Below are 23,919 nucleotides of genomic sequence, written 5' to 3'. Positions count from 1 at the left end.
AGGACGCCGGCGTATCCGGGAGCGATAGTTTGTGGACGACGGGATCATTGCCGACCCTGTCATCACCCTCAAGAAAAGGACGTTGCCATGCCTAAATACATTATTGAACGCGAGCTTCCGGGCGCCGGCGCACTGCCGCCACAGGAACTCAAAGCGATCTCGCAAAAATCCTGCGATGTGTTGCGCGAGATGGGACCAGAGGTGCAGTGGCTGGAGAGTTACATCACTGGCGACAAGATTTACTGCGTGTACATCGCGCCGAATGAGGGACTGATCAGGGAGCACGCCCAAAAAGGTGAATTTCCCATCAACAGCGTTTCCCGGGTCATGAACGTCATCGATCCCACCACGGCGGAGTGAGCCGGACGAGTTCCAACCCGCAACGGAGCAGATTTCATGAGTACCCCCATTGACCTCACTGCCCTGAAAAACCGTCAAATGGCCTCGTGGGCCAGCGGCGACTACGCCGTGATCGGCACCACCTTACAGATCGTCGGCGAACAACTGGCCGAAGCCTGCGACTTGCTCTGTGATGAGCAGGTGCTGGACGTCGCCGCCGGCAACGGTAATGCAACGCTCGCCGCCGCGCGCCGGGGCTGCAAGGTCACGTCCACCGATTACGTGGCCAAGTTGCTTGAACGCGGCGAAGACCGCGCACGGGCGGAACACCTGGACGTGACCTTTCAGGTGGCCGATGCCGAGGACTTGCCGTTCGAGGACGCCAGTTTCGATGCCGTGCTTTCGACCTTTGGTGTGATGTTTACGCCGGATCAGCCCAAGGCCGCAGCGGAACTGGCGCGGGTGTGCCGTCATGGAGGGCGGATCGGCCTTGCCAACTGGACGCCTGAAGGCTTCATCGGCCAGATGTTCAAGACCCTGGGCCGCCACATGCCGCCACCGCCAGGAGCGCAACCCCCTTCGAACTGGGGCACCGAAGCCTGGTTGCACTCGCAGTTCGATCAGCGCGACTTTCAGCTCCAGGTGACACGGCGGTTGTTCAACTTCCGCTATCGCTCGGCCGCGCACTTTATCGACACCTTCCGCACCTGGTATGGCCCGGTTCACAAGGCCTTTGCGACCCTGCCACCCGAAGAGGGCGCGGCCCTGGAAAACGACATGACTGAACTGCTGAATCGCCTGAACCGGGCGGGGGAACGGTCGCTGGTGGTGCCCAGTGAATACCTGGAGGTGGTGATTACACGGCGTTGAAACGACAACACAAATCCCCTGTGGGAGCGGGCTTGCTCGCGAAGGCGGACATTCAGTCAACATCACTGTTGAATGTAAGGTCCTCTTCGCGAGCAAGCCCGCTCCCACAGGGGTATGTGCAGAATTGACTACCTGACCAGGCCGATCACTCATCCAGCCGCTCGGTGTACACCACCCACACACTGCACGGCATTTTATACAGCAGATGTTCCACGGTGCTGCCGATCAACCGGCCCATGCCGCGATGGCCGACCCGGCCCATGACAATCACGTCGACGTCATAGGTATCGGCGTAGCGAGTCAGCACCTTGGTCGGGCTGCCCATGAGCATGTGCCGTTGCTCCGGCGCGATGCCGTTGCGCGCGGCCAATTCGTTGAAGGCATCCTCCTGGAAGTCGAACAGGGTCTTGGCCTTGTCCGAGGCGAAAAAAGCCGAACCGTTCTCGAAGCTGAACTCGTCCGAGCTGATCGACGAAAGGTCATAGGCGTAGACCACGTCGAGCTCGGCATTGCAGGCACTCGCGAGTTTTGACGCTTCGTGCAGAATCCGGTCATTGAAGCTTTTGTAGTGATCATCACGATGGAAGGGGTCCACCGCTGCAACGATCTTGCGCGGCAACGCATGCTTGGCATGGCTGACGAAGTGCAGCGGCACCGGGCATTCGCGCAGCAAATGCACGTCGAGGGGGGTAAAAACCAGCCGCGACAGCCGTGATTGGTGCTCCAGCGCCTTGATCAGCACGTCCATCGGCTGCTCTTTGAGGTGCGTCAGGATTTCCTCCAGCGGATTTTCGACCCAAGTCACCTCCGTGGTGACGTGCACTCCGATCTTGCGCAAGGGGCGAGCCTGTTCCTCAAGCCACTGGCGGTGACGCTCGACATAGCCCAGACGCATCTGCTCCAGAGCCTTTTCGTTGACCAAGCCGGCGGTCGCCAGACCCTCCAGATAGTCGAAGGCCACGATATGCAGGGCCGCATCTTCGGCTTTGGCCAGCGCTGCGGCCCGGTCGAAGGCAGGGCTGTGTTCCATCAGGGGCGAGGCGACCAGCATGAAACGAGCTTGACCAGACATGACAAACCTCCCGTGGGTAAACGAGCAGACGACGGGCCCCCTGGATTGCGATGGGGAAGCGCCTGTGCGCCCGACGTGTGGTCATTCGATAGCCATTCAATCCTCTAAGTATTGACCATGATCAAAATCTCGTCCGCAAGCTCGGTGCGAGCTGAAGTCCGTGCTGCATTCAAGTGCAGATGTGTCACACCGAAGTTCAATTGTGGGAGCGAGCCTGCTCGCGATGGCGGCCTTCCAGTCGATAAAGGTCCGGTCTGACACACCTCAAGCAGATGCAGCCCTTACGAGTAACTAATAGCCTGCTCCATGACAATCGTGCGCTCGGCACCATGGAATTCATCGCGAACTTTTCGAAAGCCCAACTTGAAGTAAAAGCCTTCTGCGGTAATCGAGGATGGGACATGTAACACCTCGATTTCCTTATCGATGGCGACGGTTCGAATCATCGCCATCAATTGCCCGCCGATACCATTGCCCTGATGCTGTGGGTCGACGAAGACGCTGCGGACAACGTCGCGATCAAGGCTGGCGGTGGCCACTACTCGACGATCGATGGTTGCGACGAAGACCTGGCGTTGAGTGAGTAAGGAGAGAATGGCCTCGGTTGAAAAGTTTTTCTCTATCTGAGTAATCACTTCGGCTGGGTAATCCTGGGCATTGGAGCTGCGCAGCGACTGAACGATAACCCGGCTTATGGCTGGCGCATCCTCGGGGGTTGCGTTTCGAATTTGAGTGTTCACTTGAAGACCTCATTCCTTGTGTCTTTGGCACCCACTGTCAGGCACGGGGATTCTGGGTCAAGTGTCAGTTACTAAAAGGCTCAATGGGCTTGAAAATCCCGGTCTTGGACATCTGACGGCGTAGCTCAAATTGTTCAAGTGACGCTACTACATCAATATGAGCCAATTGATCGAAAGCAATTTTCATCCATTCGCTTCTTGTTACGCGTACCGACAATAGGTATTCATCACCCACCCTTCCTGTGGCTTTGTTCGGTCGTTGCGAGTAACCCGACAGAACTACTGCGTTAGCCAAGGGCAGGGCGGCGAAGGTCTCACCGATGATTCTGAATGCCACACCGTGGATGTGTGCCATGTAGAGCTTCTGAATTGCTGTTGGGGACATCGGTTTAACGGCAAGCTTCAGGCCTCTGACCGGCACGGTAGCTGTGTTTCCCGGCATGTGCTCCAGTTCCGGAAAATCCACATCAAACAAAACGCTATCACCTGACTCAGTAATCTCGAATGAAGCCAAGGTTTCACGAGGCCAGGTAATGCCTTGTAGAACGTCCTCAAGCCATACTTCCATGTCTGCCGTGTTGTTATAGATTCCTTTCTCAATGATGTGCTTACGGATTTCTGCCTGCTGGTAAAAGAGATCCTTGCGCTGCTGCCAATCATATAGCTCGACCTGAAAAGCGGCATGAAGATGGGCATTTTGGTCCGTAATCCGCTGCATCCGCTTTTTGAATAGTCGATCCCACAGTGATGGTTTTTTTGGGCTTCGCTGTGTTGGCTCTGGTTCGTCGAAAGCCATAGGGGTAAAGGTCGGACGTGAAAGACAATTAGGGGTATCGAGGTGAATGTTACTGAGCAGTTCGATGCCGTTATTGATGTCATCGCATTTGCGTTGAATGAAGGAAAGGATGACGTCCCGATTTTGCTTTTTCGCAGCGTCAATGACGTGTTCAGGGAGCTCATCACCATTGGCATCACGAAAAGACAAATTTCCCTCGTCGTCCACTTCGCACGTCAGGGAGATCAGGGCTTGGGACTTGGAATCGATTGCAGGTCTGGACGACTTTTTGGGGCCAGTGAGTTTTTGACTGGAAGAAAACCCCATGAAACTACTGTTTAAGCGTGTACCTCTTTTACTGATTCCAATGGAGGAACCCCGTGGGCCAAGTGTCCATCCCACTCCTGAGCCACTCAGATTCATGCGGATTCCTGGAGCAAGCTTGATGGATTTCCTGAATCGCACTGGCATGGTCATTCTCCTGATGTGCCTAAGCATGTCTTCCGTGATGGCTAATCAGAATCGTCCGAAATTGTGTGGCTGACAAGGCTTTTGGTTGAGATCGGTAGCTGACCGAACGCTCGATCATTACCCCAATCCATCCCCAAGGAAGCAACCGAACCCGCAAGCCGAGCGTAATGTTTGTCGTCGCTCCGGATATCGATATGGAAGTCTATTGGCCCACGCCTGTGAGTCACTGAGGGAAACCGCTATCGCGAGCAGGCTCGCTCCCACAAGGGGTCAGCGGTGTTCATGCGATGGGTGTCACGCAGGAATTCTAATGTGGGAGCGAGCCTGCTCGCGATGGCGGTGTGTCAGGCAACATTGATGCTGAATCGGCTGACTTCTTCGCGGGCAAGCCTCGCTCCTACAGGGGATTTGTGTAGTTCATTTAATTTAAACAACCTTCGCGCCCCGTGCCTCCAGCAACTCCCGTAACACGGAACGGTGGCAGTGAGCCTCGTCCTCGCAATAACACCCTACCGCCAGCGACGTTTGATGGGAGAGGGCGGCCAGCAGGTCGAGCAGTTGACTGGGCGCGGGATGGTTCATCTCGGCCTTGAACTTGCGCTTGAAAGCATCCCAGGCTTTGGCATCTTCCGCCGCTTTGGCTTCGGCCACCAATTCGGGGCTGGGGGACAGCAGCGGTTGCCACACGTCGTAAAAATCCCGGCTGGCAAATTCGGCCTTCGGTACACCACGGGGCGGGCGGCGTACCGTGCCCAGGCGCAGGCCTTCATCCGCGGTGCGGGGTGAGCCGAGTTGGACGATGTGGATGGGCATGATCGCAGTGCCTATTTGAGCCGCGAGCTGTCGAACCACTCCAGCGCCGTGCGCCAGAAGCAGATCCCCAGGAAGTAGGCCGACATCAGCAGCCACAAACCCATCACCAGCGGATTGATGACCGGGTGGTTGACCACCAGCGACAAGCTGCACAGCAGCCAGATGGCCGTCACGGCAATGTTGATCGGCATGAACCGGCGCACGCGGAACGGGTGCAGGAATTTCATGCGGGTCACGGTCAACAGCGCCAGGCCGATGACGGTGAGCAGGGTGATCCACGGCGATGGATCGATGATGTACAGGCATAGCGCAACCACGTTCCACGCGGCGGGGAAGCCCTGGAAGTAGTTGTCTTTGCTCTTCATGTTGACGTTGCAGAAGCAAAACAGCGACGACACCAGAATCAGCGACACGGTCAGCAGCAGGGTGTAGTCCGGCAACGGGATGTAACGGTAGATGAACAGGGCCGGAATAAATACATACGTCAGATAGTCGATCACCAGGTCGAGGATCGAACCGTCGAAACTTGGCAGCACCGACTGCACATTGACCTTGCGTGCCAGCGCGCCGTCCAGACCGTCGACGATCAGCGCCACGCCCAGCCACAGCAGGCAATTGGTCGGCTGATTCTCCAACAAAGCGAGGGTCGCGAGGAAGGCTGTGACCACGCCAGTGGCGGTAAAACCATGGGCGCCCCATGCTTTGAGCCTGGCAATGTGTACGGTGGATATCACGGGGGCGTTCTCCAGAAAGTGAAGCAAGCCAATGATCACCCTCTTGTTTAGGGCATCGGCAAACCGGGTCGGGTTGCAGGTATCGACCGGATTTGCAGGGATAAGGTTCACCAACCTTGAATCTTAGTCGCCGCGCAAAAAAATACCCCGGAAATATCCGGGGCATGTAGTGAACGCTGTACGCCTGCGCCTGACTGATGTCGAGGCGGGCACCGGCTCAGTGAGGAGAGAACACGCGCAGACGATGGTTATCCGGGTCAAGCGCGACGAAGGTGCGACCGAAGTCGAGTTCTGTAGGCGCTTGCACCATGGTCAACCCCAGAGCGCTCCAATCGGCATACAGCGCATCGACCTGTTCGGCGGACTCCACCGGGAACGCCAGCTCGGTGCCGCCACCCGTTACATCCACGGCAGGCTCAGCCGTATGCCGTGACCAGAGCCCCAGCTTGTAGCCGCCATCCAGGATAAATAGCGCGAAAGCCGGTGACTCTTCCACGGGCTTGCGCTCCAGCAGAAACTCATAGAACCGCGCACTGACAGCGGGGCTTTCCACGAAAAGCAAAATAAAACGGGGAGTGATCATAGGGCTGCTCCATTCAAGGTGGGCGCAGCATAAAAGGAGGCAGTGTCAGTTTCTGTCAGGAGTGTGAAGGGCAAGGGCTGCACCCATGACGTCAGCCAGACGAAGTAGGAGCTGGCGAAGCCTGCGATCTTTTGATTTTCAGCGGTTTTGAAAATGCCCAAGATCAAAAGATCGCAGCCTGCGGCAGCTCCTACGCGTGTTCTGGTGATTTCGGCAGCAGAAACGTAACGCCAAAGCCTTCAGATATCTCCAGTATCCGAGGCAGGTCTTCAGGCACTTTGAGCTGATCCAACGCCGCAAAGAACTGACCGCCGCGTGGATCGGAAACCACACCGATCATTTTCGCGGTAGGGCTGATGTTCTTGTAAGCATGGATCGCCCCAGCGGGGATGTGCACGTAACCCCCGGGCGAGACGGTGGTGGATTGACCCGCGACGGTCACTTCGACCTGCCCATCGATGACATAAAACGCCTCGTCCCAAGGGTGAAAGTGCAGCGGTGGTCCGCCACCCTGCACACCTTCCTGGATATGCACTTCAAAGGGTTTGGTCAGATCGCCACCGGCAAGAATAGTGATGGTCTCTCCAACAACTTTGACCGGCGCGGGCGTTTTCCCGGCTTCGATGACGTGAACCGTTCGCATGATTTGCTCTCCGAGGCATGAATCCCCCATCCGCTGAGTATATTCACTGCACCGCGAGCCAGTGCCGCGGCACTGGTCCGTCTGTCCGGGCAATTTCAACGGGGATGGAATTTTCTTCCGGGCCTGTCGCTCTGCTGATGTAGAACCTGCCCACTCAGCGTTCGGCAACGAGCATCAGCCATGAACAAGAACCTGGACGATTACAACCGCATGCGCGATTTCTCGGCGACCTCGGAACCGGCCGCCGTCAAACGCTCGGGCAAAAAAACAGCGAAGGATCATGCGTTGCAATTCTGCATTCAGAAGCATGACGCCTCGCACCTGCACTATGACTTTCGCCTGGAACTCGACGGCGCGCTGAAAAGTTGGGCCGTGCCCAAAGGGCCGTCGCTGGACCCCAAGATCAAACGCCTGGCCATCCACGTCGAAGACCATCCGCTGGATTACGCCACGTTCGAGGGCACCATTCCCGAAGGGCATTACGGCGCCGGTGATGTGATCGTCTGGGACCGTGGGGTGTGGATTCCCCAGGATGATCCGGCCAAGGCGTACACCAAGGGCCGGCTGAAATTCGAGCTGAAAGGAGAAAAGCTCGGCGGCCTGTGGAACCTCGTGCGCACGCACATGCCGGGCAAGCAGGAACAATGGTTTCTGATCAAGCATCAGGACAGCGCCGCCAGACCCGGCAGCGAATACGACGTGGTTGCCGCCGAGCCGGACAGCGTGCTCAGCGACCGCACCATTCTGGAAAAAAAGCACGGCGCTGAAAAAACCAAACCGATCAAAAACGCCCCGGCCAAGGCGCGTAAGGAAAAGTCGGCACAACTGACGGGCGCGCGCAAAGCCAAACTGCCGGAGCTGCTCAAACCGGAACTGGCGACACTGGTCGAATCCGCGCCAAGCGGCGAATGGAGCTATGAGATCAAATTCGACGGCTACCGGGTCATGGCGCGCATCGACCACGATGAGGTCAAACTCTTCACCCGCAACGGTCACGACTGGACCCATAAATTACCCGGGCAAGCCGAGGCATTGGCAGCGCTTGGCCTGGAGTCGGCCTGGCTCGACGGCGAAATGGTGGTGGCCAACGAGCAGGGCGTTCCGGATTTCCAGGCGCTGCAAAACGCGTTCGACTCCGGCAGTAGCGCCAGCATCGTTTACTACCTGTTCGATTTGCCCTACCTCAATGGCGTGGACCTGCGTGAAGTACCCGTCGAGGAGCGCAGGGCGGCGCTGGCGACTGTGCTCAAACTCAATGAAAACCCGCTGTTGCGATTCTCCGACGCCTTCGACGAATCCCCGGAGGCGTTGCTCAACAGTGCCTGCGAAATGAAGATGGAAGGACTGATCGGCAAGCGCCTGGGGTCGCCTTACGTGTCTCGGCGCACCCGTGACTGGATCAAACTCAAGTGCAAGCACCGGCAGGAATTCATCGTGGTCGGCTTCACCGACCCCAAGGGCGCACGCAGTGCCTTTGGCGCGTTGCTGCTGGGGTTGCACGACCGCGACAGCGGTGAATTACGCTATGCCGGCAAGGTTGGCACCGGGTTCAATGAGGCGACTCTCAAGCGCATTTACGAACAATTGAAACCGCTGCAGACGAAAAAGCCGTCGGTAATCAATCCACCCAGCGGTTTCGAAGCCAAGGGTGTGCATTGGCTTAAACCCACTTTATTGGCGGAAGTGGCTTTTGCCGAAATGACCAAGGACGGCTCGGTGCGCCACGCCGTGTTCCATGGTTTGCGCGATGACAAGCCTGCCAAAGAAATCACCGAGGAGTTGCCGACAACCGTGAACACATCAGCCTCGAAAACTGCCGCAGCAAAATCCGCAGCGAAGAACAAATCCGCCGCCGAGAAACCTGACGCCGCCGACCCGAAAACTGCCCAGTCGACTGTCGCGCCGTCGCAGATTGGCCTGGCCAGCGGCAAAGTGCGGATCACGCACCCGGACCGGGTGATCGACGCCAGCAGCGGCACGACCAAGATGCAACTGGCGGAGTACTACGCCAACGTCGCTGAGTGGATTTTGCCGCAACTCAAGGACCGGCCGGTGGCGCTGGTGCGCGCGCCGGACGGCATCGCCGGCGAACTGTTCTTTCAGAAGAACGCCGAACGCCTGGCCATTCCGGGGATTGTTACCCTGGACAAGGAACTGACGGGCCAACCGGTGATGATCATCAACAACGCCAAAGCGCTGATCGGCGCGGTGCAGATGAGCACGGTGGAACTGCACACCTGGAATGCCACGTCAGTCGATCTGGATAAACCCGATCGCTTCGTCCTCGATCTCGACCCGGATCCGGCGCTGCCCTGGAAAAGCATGATCGAAGCGACCCAGCTAACGCTCACGGTGCTGGATGAGTTGGGGCTCAAGACGTTTCTCAAAACCAGCGGCGGCAAGGGGATTCACCTGGTGGTACCACTGACCCGCAAACAAGGCTGGGACGAGGTCAAGGACTTCAGCCACGCGATCGTCAGCCACATGGCCAAATTACTGCCGGATCGTTTTTCCGCGGTGTCCGGACCGAAAAACCGTATCGGGCGTATCTTCATCGACTACCTGCGCAACGGTCTGGGCGCCACCACTATTTGCGCGTATGCCGTGCGCACCCGCGAAGGGCTGCCGGTGTCGGTGCCGATCTTTCGCGAGGAGGTGGCCGAGCTCAAGGGTGGCAATCAATGGAACGTACATAACGTGCATGAGCGCCTGGCCGACATCGGTGACGAACCCTGGGCCGACCTGAAGAAAACCCGCCAGACGATAACTGCCGACATGCGGCGGCGGGTGGGGATGAAAAAATAGTGAATCAGAAGGAAGGCGGCGAGGGCACTCGCCGCCTCGACGCCTATTGCTTGCCGACTGCGGCAGCCAGCAGCGGCGCCACCTGTTCATCGGTCAGTGCGGCGTGGACTTCCATGCTCATGAGGTCGCTCCATTCCAGCACCCACTTCTGAATCGACACCGGATCACTGGCTTCTGCAATGCCAAAACCACTCGAGCCACCGACGGCATGCCAGCGCCCCAGCATCTTGACGCCTGCGGGTGGCGCGCCACCGGTCTTGAGAAAACGTTCGATTGCGCTATTACGCTGTTGCGGACTGATGGACCAACGGACCATGAATAACATCTGCCACCTCCTGCTACGGATTGGCACCTTTTATCTTCGCGCACATGGCTGGCGCCGGGGCCACGGCCACGCTTGTGTTTCCAGTTCCATCCTGGCTGGCCTGATACCCTTTCTCCCATCAGAAGGCATAGCAGCGGCCCGCGTTTCGCGTACGACCGCTGATCCTCTTTCAGGACATTTGAAACGAACATATCGAGATAACAGCGAGAACAATCAGGCATCACGCAACAAGTCGTTGGCATTGAGCAGCTCGTAGGCAATCTCCGGGCGCTTCTCCAGCCCTCGACGAATCGCCGCCGGAATCGACTGACGGGTTTTGCGGCACAGGCCCGGCAGTTCTCCGAGGGTGATGTTGATGCCGCGCATGGTGCGCACTTCATTGAAGCCCGGGACGATCTCGACGCGCAGACCCAATTGCTCGTACATCCGGCGTTGCAGCCGCTCCAGATCGCCGAGGCTCTGGAGATTCTCCAGGCGCTCGACCAAGCGCTTTTCCTCCGATCGGGTCAGGCTCAGGATGCGCAGATCCGCGCCGGGGGTTTCCAGCAACGGCTCACGCTCGCAGATGCAGGCTCCGGGCGGGCAGGGTTGGCGGATTGGAAGAGAGGTCGTCATGGGGTTCAATCATAGAGCGCTATGATCGGGTTTGCCCATGGGGTTGTTGTGCCGTTGAGCGCGATGTCTACATTCCTCTGCCGATCGCTTCTTCGAAGAGCATCGACGAGTCGAATGTAAACGCTGCTCAGCACTAAAGTGACTTGTGATGGTCAATAAATCCCGCGCGAACCGACCGGATCCGCATCGACATTTTGATCAAGGACAGTGAAAGCATGCTCGCCGCAATATAATCAGCAACCGCCTCCACCAGGTTCCGTGAATCGGGACTCGCCGTACGTTTACCCCTCAATCCAATTCGAAGATTTAAAGCATGCACCTACGCAAAATTGCAGTTGGGCTGTCGGCCCTTGTTTTGCTCTCGACCGGGGCAGAAGCCCGCAGTCTGCTGGATCTCATCAAGCCGCCCACCCAGCATCAGGAGCAAGTATCCCGCTCGGGCTCGATCAGCCAGAACGCGGCCCTGGGCCTCTATTCGAACAAACAGAAACAGGCATCGTTTGACGGCTGCGCAGAGCTGTTCCCGGCTGCGCAACCGATCAACACGACCACTGTGCCTGCAACCATGAAACCCCTGGCCCTGTGTTCCGACAACTTTGCGGTGCTGTACTCGCAAACCAGCAAGACGCCGTTGGTCGTGGTCGAACGCCTTAATGCCGCGCAGCTGCAGGATGCCAAAGGCGAGGAGCGCACCAACCAGTTCTACCCGGACCCACGCATCCCCAAGAGTGGGCGGGCAGAGTTGAGCGACTACCGTAGCCAACATCCGGCCGTGGACCGCGGCCATCAATCCCCGGCAGCCGATGCTCCGAATCCCAATGCAATGGCTCAATCCTTTGCACTGTCGAACATGGTGCCGCAGGACCCAACCAATAATCGGAAGATCTGGAGTAAGGTCGAGTCCGATGTCAGGAAGTTTGCCAAGCGAGCCGATGGCAATGTTTTTGTCTTTACCGGCCCGCTCTTTGATTCAGGCCATACCACTATCGGCGACAACAAGGTCTGGGTGCCGACCCGCCTGTTCAAGCTGGTTTACGACGCATCGTCCAAGCGTGCCTGGGCCTACGTACTGCCTAACGCTGAAACTCGTATCGAGAGACCGATGGACTATGACGCTTTCGTGAAGAGTACCGGGCTCAAATTGCTGGGGAATCTACCGGTCACAGGTTCCGTAGGGCGCTCTTGATGGCTTGATGAATTGCACCCCAAAGGCTGGAGGCAACCGATGGGGTGTTTCATTCACGGATAAATAGCGGCGGTTCAAAAGTTGCTGCGACTTTCCGATCCGCACTCTTTGGCGTTGGTTGCGGAGTTTGCTTTATTGCCCTTTCGTTCATTCATCCATTGCTCTTTCTTGCTCTGCCTCTACCTTGTTTTGAGGTTGATAGAGTCGCGGTATGGTTGTGTACCCGGTACGTGAAGCGGCATTGCCAGTCGCTCCCTGTAACCTTGCTTTTTCCTCTTTCAACCATTCGTCCATTGCTCTTTCTTGCTCTTCCGACACCTCGATTTGAGGTTGATTGAGTCCCGGTGCGGCTGTATACCCGATACGTGAAGCGGCGTTGCCAGTCGCTCTCTGTAACTTTGCGTTTTCCTCCTTGATCCATGCATCCATTGCTTTTTCTTGCTCCGCCGATACCTCGTTTTGAGGTTGATAGTGCCCCGGCGTGGCTATATATCCACTGCCGTCATAACTGGGCTCGTCGTTTTTAACGGTGCCATCCTTCAAACGCTCCGATGAACCAGCAATGCCTCCTGAACTTCTATCGTCCTTTTTAGTATCAATCGCAACCTGGCTTGAGTTCTGATTGGCAGAGTTTTCACTCGATTTAGCGGTGTTTGCGGTGGTTGTATCACTAGCTGTGTTAGATTTCAGGGTGGGGGCAGTGGGAGCAGAGACGGTCTCTACTCTAACTTTTGATTTGTTTTTATTCGCCGATTTATTTCTGCTTTTTTGCACTTTCTTAGTCGTTGAAAAAGCAGAGTTCAGTTCCTTTTTGTTCTTTTTAATAAGATTGTCAATTGGGACGTAGCTAATAATTTGGTTGGGTTTTCTTTTGATATTCGAGTTATAAAACTTCACCTGCTTCTGTGTTAGCTGGATATCAGCAATGGAGGGCAACCGAATGAGGCCAATAATCGCCTCGCGAGCAATGGCGTATGTAAGTTGATCAAAGCTGTAAACAACACTATTACTTGGTTTTGGTAGGGTGGGGGAGAGTGTCATTAATTCAATGGCGCTATCATGCTTGGAGAGTGTTTTTCCTGCCACTAAATCTTTATATGTGTAAACAACGTTGCACTTCGTTCGGACTCCACTCCAGGTGTTGCTTACAGATACTGAAGATACTTCTGTGCTTATTTCAATGCGCCCACTGTAATGTCCAAATTCGATAAAGCGATCACTGTTATGAATTTCTTTCTGGGTCGCATTCTTGATAGAATTCCCCCAGTTTGAAATCTGTAATTCACCTGAAAAGCTATTGTCAATATTTACATTTTCTTTGTTTTTTATTTCTGCAGGAAGCACAATAACATTTACATTGTATGCAAAGTCATAATAGTCAATATCAGAAACAATGCTCTTGTCTCTTTCGCTTGAGATTTCTGAATAGTTTCTTATGTTGGCACAACTTGTAACTCCGAAAAAGCTAAAAGCCAGCAGGAGTAAGGCCGTTCTTTTTTTTATCGACATGTTACTCTCCTGGCTTTGTCGCTAACGTATAACAGTGATTAGACCGGATTCGGCGATAACGAAATAATAGAAGTCTCTAGATAACTCTGCGCTACCGATTCCGACTTTTTTTAAAAGTCCCTGTAAATCATAGGCCTATATTTCACGCCCAACACCTCAGCACCACTAGCCGATGACAGACCGCGATCAATAGGTGGTCGGGGAAACTGAGTGCATCCCTTGGTTTTGGGAGGCCGCGCTTGGCCCAGGCTGTCGTGACTGGCCGAAATCCCCCGGGCTGACGTTCAGGGAAAACGAATCCGTCGTCCTTTTCCCCGGCGTCAAACCAAGGTTTCGGTGAGAGCGGGGCCTATGTGTGTTCCGAATGGAATTGCGCGCAAAGGTGCAGTACTTTGTATTTGTAGCACCCTCGTGTCGCAGTCCTGTCCAGGTTGAGAGGTCGCCTTCATGAACAACATCATCTACATCGTAGGGGTCGTTGTGATCGTCGTGGTTATCCTGTCGTTCCTCGGGTTTGCATAGCTTCGAAGACCCACTGAACGATTGCCGGGCGCCTTGCAGATGCATCTGAAGCAGTCAAGCCTTGACCCACCGTTGACGGCTCCAGCTGCTCAATGTATCGACCGCGAATACCAGTAACAGCATGGCCAGAATCACCGTGCTGGCTTGCGCTTCCTGGAACAGGCTGAGGCTGACATAGAGCATTTGCCCCAAACCACCGGCGCCGACGAAGCCGAGCACACTGGCCATGCGGATATTGTTTTCCCAGCGGTACAGGACGTAGGCCAGTAGCTGTGGCAACAGGTTGGGCAGTGTGCCGTAACAGAAAGCCCATACGGCGTTGCCGCCCTGCAAGCGGATGGCTTCGGCCGGTTCCGGCGGGGTGTTTTCCAGCGCTTCGGCGAACAGCCGACCGAGCACGCCGGTGGTGTGCAGGGCTAGCGCCAGGGTACCGGCGTTGGGGCCGAGGCCGGCGGCGAGGACCATCAGCGCGGCCCACACCAGTTCCGGAACCGCGCGCAAAGCGTTGAGCACCAGACGCGCCGCGCTTTGCAATGGCCAGCCGAAACGCCCGGCCGCAGGCAATGCCAATAGCAGACCGAATACCGCCGCGAGCAGGGTGCCCAGGGCAGACATGGCAATGGTTTCCAGAGCACCGTGGCCGATGGCTTGCAGATGACCGGAGCTCAGGTCCGGGCTGAGAAAACGCTGCGCATAAGCACCCATCTGCTTCAGGTTGCCGGTGCCGCCCAGCTCGCCGAGGTCGATGCCCAGGTAGATGAACGAGGCGATCACCGCTGCGCCGATGCAGAGCAGCAGTGCCAGATTGATCAGGCGATTCATGCCAGCCTCCAGCGCAGCAGGCGGCTGAGTTGATCGGCGAGCAGCACCAGCACGAGGAACGTCAGTAACAAACTGGCCACTTCACCGCCGGCGAACATGCGCAACGACAGATCTATTTGCTGGCCCAGACCGCCGGCACCGACAAAGCCCATCACCACCGAGGCGCGGATGGCGCATTCCCAGCGGTAAACCGTGTACGACAGCAATTCCGCAGCGACATTGGGCAGGATCCCGTAGCAGAAGGCTGTGAGCCGACCGCTGCCCGATTGCAGTAGCGCGTGGGCCGGGCGCTGGTCGACCGACTCGAAAATTTCCGCATAGACCTTGCCCAACATGCCGCTGTAGGTAATGGCAATGGCCAGCACCCCGGCCGTCGGGCCGAGGCCGACGGCGCGCACGAACAGCAGGGCCCAGACGATTTCCGGCACGCTGCGCAGGAAGATCAGCAAACCGCGTACCGGCCAACGCAGCAGTTGGCCCCAATAGCTCGGGTGGCCGGCACGGGAGGCCGCAGACAGCGACAGAGCGCGGCTGGCCAACAGGCTGGCGGGGACTGCCAACAGCAACGCCAGGGCCATGCCGGCCGTGGCGATGGCCAGGGTCTGCAGGGTGGCTTGCAACAACAGCTCAATGAACGCTTCGCCATGGGCCGGTGGCCAGAAGGCGGACACAAACCGGCCCATCTCGCTCTGACTGTCGCTCGCCACCAGTACGCTGAGGTCCAATTCGCTGAAGTGGATCCCTGGCCACAGCAGGGCAAGGGCCAGTAATGTGAACAGCAGGCGGGGCCGGGTGGCCGGATCTCGGGTATCACGGGTCAGCATCGGGGAATCTGCACACTCAAGGGCGCCGGAGCAATCGGTGGGGATAGCAGTTGTTCGTTGGCGTAAAGCTTGTCGAGCAACTCACGGTCGACTTCGCTGGCCTGAAGGTCGAACAGGATCTGTCCATCACGCAAGCCGATGATGCGCGAAAAGTGCGCCAGGGCCAGCTCCACCGCATGCAGGCTGGCGACCAGGGTGACGTTGTGCTGCCGGGCATGGCTGCAGAGCACCGAAAGCGTGTGCTGGGCCAACACGGGGTCCATGGCCGAAACCGGCTCATCGGCCAGCAACACCTCGGGCGCCTGGTACAACACGCGGGCAATGCCCACACGTTGCAGCTGTCCACCGGACAGTTGCTGGCATTGCGCGAACAACTTGTCACTCAGGTCCAGCCGGGCCAATGCCGCGCGTGCGCCCGGAATATCCAGTGGGTGCAGCAGGTTCAGCAGGCTCTTGCCCAGACCCCACTGACCCAGCTTACCGGCCAGAACCGCGGTGATCACGCGCTGGCGCGGTGGCAGGGGGGGCGACTGATGGATCAGGCCGATGCGCGCGCGCAGACGCTGACGCTGACGGGCAGAAAGCTGCCAGGCTCGCTCGCCGAGCACCTGCAGCTCGCCATTGCCCGGTCGCAGGGCAGTGGCCAGCAGGTTGAGCAGGCTCGACTTGCCCGCGCCGGACGGGCCGATGATGGCGACCTGTTCGTTTGCACCGATGTGCAGGTCCACGCCACGCAGCGCCTGGACACCATTGGCGTGGGTAAGGCTGACCTGGGTTAGACGCAATGTCATTTGAGCAGGTCGGCGGCGCGTGCGGCTTCCTCGATGCCCTTGTAGTTCTCGGGCTTGGTTTCGATGAATCGGCTGGCGGCCTGCAGATCCAGAATCTCCTTGTCCGCAGGCTTCGCCAGATCGAGGGCCAGGAAGGCAGCCTTAATCTTGGCCGCCAGCGCTGGATCGAGGGTCCCGCGCACCGTCCAGTTGTAGTCGAAGTAGGCCGGAGTGGTCGCAAACACTTTGACCTTGGTGGTATCGACCTTGCCGGCGGCGACCAGTTTTTCCCACACGCTGGCGTTCAGTACGCCGGCGTCGACCTTGCCGGCCTGGACCCAGGCGACAGTGGCGTCATGGGCACCGGAGTAGCCGACGCGACTGAAGTAGGTTTCAGGCTTGATGCCGTCCTTGAGCATAAAGTAGCGCGGCATAAGACTGCCCGATGTGGAGGACACCGAGCCGAATGCAAAGGTCTTGCCCTTGAGATCGGCGAGGGACTTGACGGCAGGGTCGGCGGTGATGAATTTGCTGGTGAATTGGGCGTCCTGTTCGCGCTGTACCAGCGGAATGGCATTGCCGGTTTTCAGGCGTGCCTGCACGAACGTGAAGCCGCCCAGCCAGGCCAGGTCGATGCGGTCGGTAGCCAGCGCCTCGACCACGGCCGGGTAATCACTCACCGGCACGAACTCGACCTTCATGCCCAATTGTTGTTCCAGATAGGCGCCAAGCGGCTTGAACTTGCGCAGCAGTTCGGTCGGGGCTTCATCGGGAATCGCGCTGACTTTCAGCGTATCGGCGGCCTGCGCCAACAGGGTGAAAAAAGGCAGGATCAAGCTGACGGCCAATGCCAGGGTACGCTTGAGCATGGAAAATCTCCGGTGTATTAACGAAAGAATGTCGAGGCGCCAGGCAGGCCTGGCGCTTTGTGAGGGTAGACGAAAGGGAGCGATATTGACCGGTTTTGGCCCAATTGCAATCTGTTGCATCGGCGGGTTGAATCCAAAACGCAAAGCGGTCAATTTCCGGAACGCATAATACCGTTTGGGAGATCACCCCCCACCAACGTCTGCATCATGATTTCTCTCGTTCCAGCGGCACCCTGCTAGTTACCGTCCGCCACCTTGCGTTCTATCTCCGCTATTTTTCGCCTGAGCTCTTCAGCCTCCAGCTCCCGGGCATGGGTTTGATTTATACCTTCGTTGTCGTTGTCGTTGTCGCTGTCCTCAAGCTCTGTTTCAACCACATCGTCGGGATTGCCAGAGGTATCGGCAGGCGGGATGTTCGAGGTCGTTTCTGATTCGTCGTCATTAACACGGTCATCATTGTTCATTTCGCTCACCTCCATTGGCCTATAAATTGGATTCATCGGTGTGGAGGGAGTTCGGGTTTTTCAGCCTTTATGACGCGGTTCAATGCTTACTGTTTTCAATAACGCCTCTCCCTTGCCTCAATGGCATGTCGCAAACGCTCTCTCGCGTGTCGTCCCCGGCCACAACACCATTTTCGTCGATGATAAAGACCCGCTTCGTCACGGCTTTCAACTGGCCTGATCGGTCGCATAATTGCGCTAGGGCTTTTTGAGCTTCTGCAGGTAGCATTAGCTTTATTAGCGCACCTAATGACAGGTTGGTTAACGTAACCGAGTGGGTCGAACATTGATCGAACGACGTCAATTCAGCGGAGGCATGAAGGGGAAAAACCTCCGCTATCTGAATGAAAACACTGGCGAGCCTGCTCGAATGACTCGGGCAGGCTTTTTGCTGCTCGAGCATTTCTCGCTGCCCGCGTTCACGCAAGCACTGGATACGATTGTCACCGCGAATCTTCTGCGCCCCGGGTTGTTCTCTTCCCGAACGTTCGGCTTGAATGAGGGGGAGGTCGTCAGCGACCTGGGCCTGGTCATTCGGCCGGATGCACGTATCGATTCTTCAGCCATTCACAACCTGGACCTGCTGGTCATTTGCGGTGGCTACAGGACAGAACTGAAGGCGACTGATGAGCTCATCAGCCTGTTGCGAGCGGCGGCAGATCAGGGTGTCATTCTGGCCGGGTTGTGGAACGGTGCATGGTTCCTGGGCAGCGCAGGCTTGCTCGATGGATACCGTTGCGCCATTCACCCCGAACATCGCCCCGCACTCGCGGAAATCTCCAAGGCGACGCATGTCACCAGTGAACCCTATGTGATTGATCGAGACCGGCTCACCGCGTCCAGTCCCTCTGGGGCATTTCATATGGCGTTGGACTGGATCAAGGAACTGCACGATAAAGCCCTGGTCGAGGGTATCGAGGACATTCTTGCTTTCGAGGAGTCTCGCTACCGGCGCATCAAACCGGCTGAAAATATCTGTGTGAGCGCGCCGCTGCGAGAGGTGGTCAAGCTGATGGATGCCAACCTCGAAGAGCCTCTTGAGCTGGAGCAGCTGGCAGTCTACGCGGGCCGTTCCCGGCGACAACTCGAACGCTTGTTCAAGGAGCAGCTCGGGACCACGCCGCAGCGATATTACATGGAGCTGCGCATCACCGAAGCGCGTCGACTCCTTCAGCACACAGAACTGTCCCAGGTAGACGTGCTGGTTGCCTGTGGCTTTGTGTCGCCCAGTCATTTCAGCAAGTGCTATAGCTCGTACTTCGGCTACAGGCCTTCCAAGGAAAAACGGCTGGTCAAATAGCCGCTTTTTTTGAGTGCATCACTCATTCCCGACGGCGCAAACCTGCCGTTGGGAATGAGTGATGCCGTGGCGGCCGCTCGCTGGAGCAGGTGCACCGGACAAGTCCGCAGACTTAGCCCTTGGCCGCCATCGCGGTGACTTCCACGCGCATACCTTCGACCGCCAGGGAGGCCACGCCAACGGCGGCGCGAACCGGCCAGGGCTTGGCGAAGAAGCGCTTGTAGACTTCGTTGAAAGCGGCGCGATCGGCCATGTCAGTGAGGTAGATGGTCAGATGCAGCACCCGGTCCATCGAACTGCCGGCAAGCTCCAACGCTACCTTGAGCGCTTGCAGAGTGCATTCACTCTGCTCGGCGATGCCACCCAGCTCCAGACTACCGTCGACGCGGGTGGGGATTTGAGTGGAGACCAACAGGCCGCCGAAACCGGCGACATCGGAGGAGATGGATTCCGGGTCCGGGTCGGGGAGAAAGGTGATGTCGCGATTTGCCATGAAGGTTCTCTTGCTTGAGGTGGTAAAGGGCGTTTGTGCATGGGGCAGTTGTAGCAGCTGTCGAGCCCCAGCGAGGCTGCGTTCGGCTGCGAAGCAGTCGTGAATCCGGCTAACGCGGTCTGCCTGATGTATCGTAATCTCTGATTTTACGACTGCTTTGCAGCCGAACGCAGCCTCGCTGGAGCTCGACAGCTGCTACGGGCGAACGCAGCGTTCGCATTATGACTTAAGGTACCGCGGTCAGTTTACAGCACGAGACTATCTGCCAGCCTCATGGCCTGTTGAGTCGCGGCCTTACGCGCAGCCTGGTCAACGTCTTCCCCCAGGATGGTTTTCTCGACAATCACCGAGTGCACATCGCTCACGCCGATAAATTGCAGCCAGGCTTCCACGTAGGGCTTCTGAAAGTCGAAGCGCTCCGCTGGCGTGATCGACTGCGCCGAAAAATCCAGGCCGCGGGCGTACATCACCACGGCGGTTTTATTGCGCAGCATGCCTTCCAGACCGCGTTCCGGGTCGAAGCTGAATAAAATGTCTTTCTGCGACACCAGGTCGATGAAGTGTTTGAGTTTGTACGGGATGCTGAAATTCCACAGCGGTACGGACATCACCAGGACGTCTGCGCGGTGCAGGAACCCGGCCAGGTCTTTCAAGGTGTTCCAGGCGTTTTGCTGCGCCGGGGTCAAGGGCGTGCCATTGAGCCCGGCGTATTTGGCGTCCATTGCCAGCTCATCGAATTCCGGCAACACCATGTTCCAAAGATCGAGGGTGAGGATTTCGGTGTCCGGGGTGTTTTCTTGATAGCGCGCAATGAAGCTGCGGGCGACTTCAAGGGAGGCTGACCGCTGTTTGCGCGGGGAACATTCGATATGCAGAAGGGTGGTCATGGCGTGTCTCGGGCGGGGGAAGTTGGACCATTGCAACATAGTTTTATTTGGAATATAAATCGTGAATAAATAAGCCATTAATCACGAATTGAGCTATGTTCGATATTCTGCTGTTAAAAACATTCGTCACCGTCGTCGATGAAGAGGGTTTCAGTCGCGCAGCCGAAAAGCTGCACCTGACCCAATCTGCGGTCAGCGGTCACTTGCGGCGACTTGAAGAGCAAGTCGGAAAACCGCTGTTGACGCGTACAACCCGTTCCCAGCAATTGACGCCCGATGGCGAGCGCCTGATCGCTTATGCGCGAACGATCCTCGCGTTGAACCGTGATGCCTGGGCGCAACTGACGCGCACACCGTTTCACGGGCGGGTGCGGATCGGGGTGTCGGAGGATTTTGTCGAACCGCGATTGCTGCGGGCTTTTCAGGATTTCGCGGCGCAGTACCCGGGCATGGCAATCGACGTGCAGGTGGGCATTCCTGGCACGTTGCTGAACCTGATGAAGCAAGGCGATCTTGAGCTGGTCATCGGTTCTCTGTGCGAAACCAGCGAAGCGGGGTTGCTACTGTGGCAAGAACCGCTGGTGTGGGCCTGGTCGGCGCAGCCCGTCACTCAGTTACCGACACCGTTGCCGCTGGCGCTGTTCCCCGAGCCTTGTCCTTATCGTGAGATCGCGCTGAGGCGGCTGGCTCAGGCGGGGATCGCCCAACGTACGGCGATGTCATGCACCAGCACCGCCGGGTTGCGGGCGGCGGCGCTGGCTGGTTTCGCGGTGGCGCCCATGACGGTCAGTCAATTGGGGCAGGGACTGGCGGCTCTGGGGGCGGAACAAGGATTGCCGGATTTGCCGGATGCGCAGTTTCGGTTGTTTGCCTCTGCTGAAGCGGATCAGGCGATTGTGGCGGCGCTCTCTCAGCTCATTGTGGAGTATTGTTCCACGCGAAGGGCTTGACTGTCTGGGTCGATTACTGAGGCATTGCTCAACCGCGACGCTTTTGTAGCCGCTGCCGAACCCGCGAGGCTGCGATCGACAGCTCCTACAGGGCCGATCGCATAACGCTTCAGCCGGGATTGAACAACTGACGGATCAAATTGGGTGTACTGCCGGTCCAGCGCTTGAACGAGCGGCGGAAGTTTGCTGCATCGTTGAAGCTCAGGTACTCGGCCACAGCTTCATTGCTGAACCCCTTGATCTGGTACAGGTACAGGGCCACGTGCTTGCGCACCAAATCTACCTGCTGCTGGAAACCGGTGTCGTGTTTTTGCAGTTTGCGCTTGAGGGTCGCGGGGCTCATGGCGAAGGCCTGGGCGGCTTGTTCCAGGCTTGGGGTGTGGCGCACGTGGCGCTGCAAATAGCGGTACAGGCAGTCGAGAAAGCTCGACGTGCAGCCCAACTGCTCCAGTTGCCCCTGAGCTTCCTGACGGGCGACCTGGCCAGCAGTGGCCGACGCATCGGGCCATCGCTGGGCGAGAAATTCCCGGGGGATGCGCATCAGGTCCAGAGGCCGGTTGAACTGAGTGTGCTCGCCCAAATGCACCCAATATTGCTCGACATAACGGGGCTCGGCATGGCTGAAACTGCATTCCCACGGCAGACGCTGGCCGCTCAGCGCGCGACTCATGGCCACCAGCGAGGTCATGCTTGCTTCCAGCAGAAAGCGCCATTGCTCGCCGGCCCCGCAACTGTCCAGCCAATAGAGATAGGCGTGTTTTTCATCCAGCACCAATCGCGGCGTCATTAACGGGCTGAGCAGCGCCTGTTGCTGCACCAGGGTGTCGAGTGCCTGGTGCAGGTTTTGGGCATGGCGCAGGGCGTGGCTGGCGGCGCCGTAGTGTCCGGGCAGCAGGCGCTGACCGAACAGAAAACTGCTGTCATCGGCATCCAGCAGACGTCGGCTATTACCGATCAGTGCGAAAAACTGCTGGGGGCTGAGGCGGGTCTGGCCAGCCAGAATGTCTTCATGAAACAGCCCGGTGCCGCGCAGCAGACGATGGCTGTCGATGTCCCGGGACAGCGCCAGATCAATCAGGGTTGCCGGCTGATAATGCCCGGGAATGAAGCGGCTATCGGTTTCGTACCATGTGGTTTTCAGGGTCATGGCCGGGCCTCAGGCCGTTCTTGCCAGAGGCTGCTTGGCCCGGGCCAGCGCCAGGTTAAGGCGCTTGAGCAGGGCGTCCGGCGACTCGTTCAGCGCCATCACCACCTCCGTGCTCGCCGACAGTTGCAAGCGTTCGCCATGCAGCCGGGTTTTGTGTGCCAGGCCCTGCACCGCTTGTTGCAGTTCCAGCGCCAGCAACCTTGCCTGGCTCTCGCCGGTATTGGGCAGCAGCACCACGAAACGGTCGCCGGCCAGTCGGCAGAGCAAGTCCTGGCGCCGCAGGTTGAGCAGCAGCAAATGACTGACCGCTTGCAACACGGCGTCGCCTTCAGCATGCCCGAAGGCCTGATTGATGGCCGAGAAGTTGTCCAGGTCCAGCGCCAACAACGACAACGGCTGTTGTTGGCCGTGACTTTCCTCAAGGCTGCCGGCCAGTTGACGCTTGAGGTAATCGGCGCCGCCCAACGGCGTGAGTTTGTCGAATAACCGATGCTCGCGGAACAGCCGCTCGCGTTTCTCCATCTGCGCGCTGATCGCCAGTTGTTCGCGGTGCCAGTGATAGATGCCGATGGTCAGCAGGATCATGCCGACCGGCATCGGCCCGGACTCGAGCCAGTGATCCCAGGTGATGCTGTCAGGCAGGCGGATGAACTCGTCGAGACTGTCGATCCACCAGGAAAAAAAGATCCCGCTCAAACCCAGCACCAGGTAATTGGTGACGCGCCCGGCTGGCCGACTCTTGAGTACCAACCCCAACCAGACCAACGCCAGCAGCGCCGAACCGCCTTCACCGACGATGTCCAGCCAGACCCATTCGCTGACCGGTTTCACCTCGCCGCAGGCCAGATGCAGGAGCAACCCCAGGTTGGCGGCCAACAGCAGCAGGGCGAGTTTCCAACGGTGGGGTTTGAGCACTGAGAACATGGCCGCGATCCTTTGGCGAAGAAGCAATGCGCGCCAGCACAGCAGATGTTTGTGACAGTCGGGTGACGGGGGTGTGAGGTCGAATCAGCTCATGGTTCTACGAGGTTTTCTGTCTGGCGCAGAACCTGTGGGAGCGGGCTTGCTCGCGAAAGGGGTGTGTCAGTCGACATCAATGTTGACTGTGCCGCCGTCTTCGCGAGCAAGCCCGCTCCCACAGGTTCTGCGCGACAGTTGGGCAAGCCTCCTCACCACAGAAGCATTGTCAGCCGGAACAAGTCATTTCAGCTCACTTCCCGCCCCGAACCCCGGCAAAACCCCGGTTTACTGCACCTTCCGCCACCCCCTGTCACAGAACCGTCATCCCCCATCCCTAGCGTGCCCTCCCAGTTGCCGGGCCTCTTGCCTGGCGTTAACGGACTCTTGGGGGA

General features: G+C 57.8%; 25 protein-coding genes. 6 read left to right on the top strand and 19 right to left on the bottom strand.

Annotated features, from left to right (window positions below; genetic code table 11):
• Positions 1-87 precede the first annotated feature (87 nt).
• Positions 88-360, top strand: coding sequence for a DUF4242 domain-containing protein (locus tag KW837_RS14385; protein WP_218396659.1), 273 nt, complete (start codon positions 88-90; stop codon positions 358-360).
• 36 nt (positions 361-396) lie between these two features.
• Positions 397-1,209: a class I SAM-dependent methyltransferase gene (locus KW837_RS14380; protein WP_218396657.1), complete on the top strand. Its 813-nt coding sequence runs from the start codon at positions 397-399 to the stop codon at positions 1,207-1,209.
• 145 nt (positions 1,210-1,354) lie between these two features.
• Here the strand turns inward: KW837_RS14380 and KW837_RS14375 are convergent, their stop codons facing one another.
• The 7 genes from KW837_RS14375 to KW837_RS14345 all read right to left on the bottom strand — a co-directional run bounded on the left by KW837_RS14375 (position 1,355) and on the right by KW837_RS14345 (position 7,040).
• Positions 1,355-2,281, bottom strand: a complete 927-nt coding sequence (locus KW837_RS14375; RefSeq protein WP_218396655.1) for a universal stress protein — start codon at positions 2,279-2,281, stop codon at positions 1,355-1,357.
• Between the two features lie 281 nt (positions 2,282-2,562).
• Positions 2,563-3,021, bottom strand: a complete 459-nt coding sequence (locus tag KW837_RS14370; RefSeq protein WP_218396653.1) for a GNAT family N-acetyltransferase — start codon at positions 3,019-3,021, stop codon at positions 2,563-2,565.
• A gap of 64 nt (positions 3,022-3,085) precedes the next feature.
• Positions 3,086-4,267 carry a DUF4236 domain-containing protein gene (locus tag KW837_RS14365; RefSeq protein WP_218396651.1) on the bottom strand — a complete coding sequence of 394 codons (1,182 nt, stop codon included), beginning with the start codon at positions 4,265-4,267 and terminating at the stop codon, positions 3,086-3,088.
• Positions 4,268-4,693: 426 nt separating this feature from the next.
• Positions 4,694-5,080, bottom strand: a complete 387-nt coding sequence (locus KW837_RS14360) for a DUF488 domain-containing protein (RefSeq protein WP_218396649.1) — start codon at positions 5,078-5,080, stop codon at positions 4,694-4,696.
• Between the two features lie 11 nt (positions 5,081-5,091).
• On the bottom strand, positions 5,092-5,814 hold the full coding sequence (gene pcsA, locus KW837_RS14355; RefSeq protein WP_032830527.1) for a phosphatidylcholine synthase: 723 nt from the start codon (positions 5,812-5,814) through the stop codon (positions 5,092-5,094).
• A gap of 217 nt (positions 5,815-6,031) precedes the next feature.
• Positions 6,032-6,397, bottom strand: a complete 366-nt coding sequence (locus tag KW837_RS14350; RefSeq protein WP_218396647.1) for a VOC family protein — start codon at positions 6,395-6,397, stop codon at positions 6,032-6,034.
• Between the two features lie 190 nt (positions 6,398-6,587).
• Entirely contained in the window at positions 6,588-7,040 is a 453-nt protein-coding gene (locus KW837_RS14345; RefSeq protein ID WP_218396645.1) for a cupin domain-containing protein, read from the bottom strand.
• Between the two features lie 180 nt (positions 7,041-7,220).
• Here KW837_RS14345 and ligD point away from each other — a divergent pair, with 180 nt between their 5' ends.
• Entirely contained in the window at positions 7,221-9,845 is a 2,625-nt protein-coding gene (ligD, locus tag KW837_RS14340; protein ID WP_218396643.1) for a DNA ligase D, read from the top strand.
• A 43-nt stretch (positions 9,846-9,888) separates the two neighbouring features.
• On the opposite strand, the gene KW837_RS14335 is transcribed toward ligD, so the two are convergent.
• Together KW837_RS14335 and KW837_RS14330 are read right to left on the bottom strand one after the other, a co-directional pair.
• Complete coding sequence (locus KW837_RS14335; protein ID WP_123499616.1) at positions 9,889-10,170, bottom strand: DUF3303 domain-containing protein; 282 nt, start codon at positions 10,168-10,170, stop codon at positions 9,889-9,891.
• A 213-nt stretch (positions 10,171-10,383) separates the two neighbouring features.
• Positions 10,384-10,785 (bottom strand): hypothetical protein, encoded by a 402-nt coding sequence (locus tag KW837_RS14330; RefSeq protein WP_008073195.1) that lies wholly within the window; start codon positions 10,783-10,785, stop codon positions 10,384-10,386.
• 313 nt (positions 10,786-11,098) lie between these two features.
• Here KW837_RS14330 and KW837_RS14325 point away from each other — a divergent pair, with 313 nt between their 5' ends.
• Positions 11,099-11,971, top strand: a complete 873-nt coding sequence (locus KW837_RS14325) for a DNA/RNA non-specific endonuclease (RefSeq protein WP_218396641.1) — start codon at positions 11,099-11,101, stop codon at positions 11,969-11,971.
• Between the two features lie 147 nt (positions 11,972-12,118).
• On the opposite strand, the gene KW837_RS14320 is transcribed toward KW837_RS14325, so the two are convergent.
• The 6 genes from KW837_RS14320 to KW837_RS14295 all read right to left on the bottom strand — a co-directional run bounded on the left by KW837_RS14320 (position 12,119) and on the right by KW837_RS14295 (position 17,751).
• On the bottom strand, positions 12,119-13,480 hold the full coding sequence (locus KW837_RS14320) for a hypothetical protein (RefSeq protein ID WP_218396639.1): 1,362 nt from the start codon (positions 13,478-13,480) through the stop codon (positions 12,119-12,121).
• 576 nt (positions 13,481-14,056) lie between these two features.
• Positions 14,057-14,824 (bottom strand): phosphonate ABC transporter, permease protein PhnE, encoded by a 768-nt coding sequence (phnE, locus tag KW837_RS14315; RefSeq protein ID WP_218396637.1) that lies wholly within the window; start codon positions 14,822-14,824, stop codon positions 14,057-14,059.
• Positions 14,821-15,648 (bottom strand): ABC transporter permease, encoded by an 828-nt coding sequence (locus KW837_RS14310; protein WP_218396635.1) that lies wholly within the window; start codon positions 15,646-15,648, stop codon positions 14,821-14,823. Before KW837_RS14310 ends, phnE begins: the two co-directional genes overlap by 4 nt.
• Positions 15,642-16,439, bottom strand: coding sequence for a phosphonate ABC transporter ATP-binding protein (locus tag KW837_RS14305; protein WP_218396633.1), 798 nt, complete (start codon positions 16,437-16,439; stop codon positions 15,642-15,644). The genes KW837_RS14310 and KW837_RS14305 overlap by 7 nt, the downstream gene beginning before the upstream one ends.
• Positions 16,436-17,287: a putative selenate ABC transporter substrate-binding protein gene (locus KW837_RS14300; protein ID WP_218396631.1), complete on the bottom strand. Its 852-nt coding sequence runs from the start codon at positions 17,285-17,287 to the stop codon at positions 16,436-16,438. The genes KW837_RS14305 and KW837_RS14300 overlap by 4 nt, the downstream gene beginning before the upstream one ends.
• Before the next feature lie 236 nt (positions 17,288-17,523).
• Positions 17,524-17,751, bottom strand: a complete 228-nt coding sequence (locus KW837_RS14295; protein WP_123499602.1) for a hypothetical protein — start codon at positions 17,749-17,751, stop codon at positions 17,524-17,526.
• 325 nt (positions 17,752-18,076) lie between these two features.
• On the opposite strand from KW837_RS14295, the gene KW837_RS14290 reads away from it, so the two are divergent.
• Positions 18,077-19,090: a GlxA family transcriptional regulator gene (locus tag KW837_RS14290; protein ID WP_218396629.1), complete on the top strand. Its 1,014-nt coding sequence runs from the start codon at positions 18,077-18,079 to the stop codon at positions 19,088-19,090.
• Between the two features lie 112 nt (positions 19,091-19,202).
• Here KW837_RS14290 and KW837_RS14285 read toward each other — a convergent pair whose 3' ends face one another.
• Both KW837_RS14285 and KW837_RS14280 read right to left on the bottom strand, forming a co-directional pair.
• Complete coding sequence (locus KW837_RS14285) at positions 19,203-19,583, bottom strand: RidA family protein (RefSeq protein ID WP_218396627.1); 381 nt, start codon at positions 19,581-19,583, stop codon at positions 19,203-19,205.
• Between the two features lie 245 nt (positions 19,584-19,828).
• Positions 19,829-20,470: an FMN-dependent NADH-azoreductase gene (locus KW837_RS14280; RefSeq protein ID WP_218396625.1), complete on the bottom strand. Its 642-nt coding sequence runs from the start codon at positions 20,468-20,470 to the stop codon at positions 19,829-19,831.
• Positions 20,471-20,565: 95 nt separating this feature from the next.
• Between KW837_RS14280 and KW837_RS14275 the strand changes: the two genes are divergently transcribed.
• Positions 20,566-21,420 (top strand): LysR family transcriptional regulator, encoded by an 855-nt coding sequence (locus KW837_RS14275; protein ID WP_218396623.1) that lies wholly within the window; start codon positions 20,566-20,568, stop codon positions 21,418-21,420.
• A gap of 109 nt (positions 21,421-21,529) precedes the next feature.
• Here the strand turns inward: KW837_RS14275 and KW837_RS14270 are convergent, their stop codons facing one another.
• Together KW837_RS14270 and KW837_RS14265 are read right to left on the bottom strand one after the other, a co-directional pair.
• Positions 21,530-22,567, bottom strand: coding sequence for an AraC family transcriptional regulator (locus tag KW837_RS14270; protein ID WP_218396620.1), 1,038 nt, complete (start codon positions 22,565-22,567; stop codon positions 21,530-21,532).
• 9 nt (positions 22,568-22,576) lie between these two features.
• Entirely contained in the window at positions 22,577-23,491 is a 915-nt protein-coding gene (locus KW837_RS14265; protein ID WP_218396618.1) for a GGDEF domain-containing protein, read from the bottom strand.
• Positions 23,492-23,919: the final 428 nt, after the last annotated feature.

This window comes from Pseudomonas sp. PDM24 (genome assembly GCF_019218905.1).
Taxonomy (GTDB): domain Bacteria; phylum Pseudomonadota; class Gammaproteobacteria; order Pseudomonadales; family Pseudomonadaceae; genus Aquipseudomonas.
This window is presented reverse-complemented; position numbering and strand designations above follow the sequence as displayed.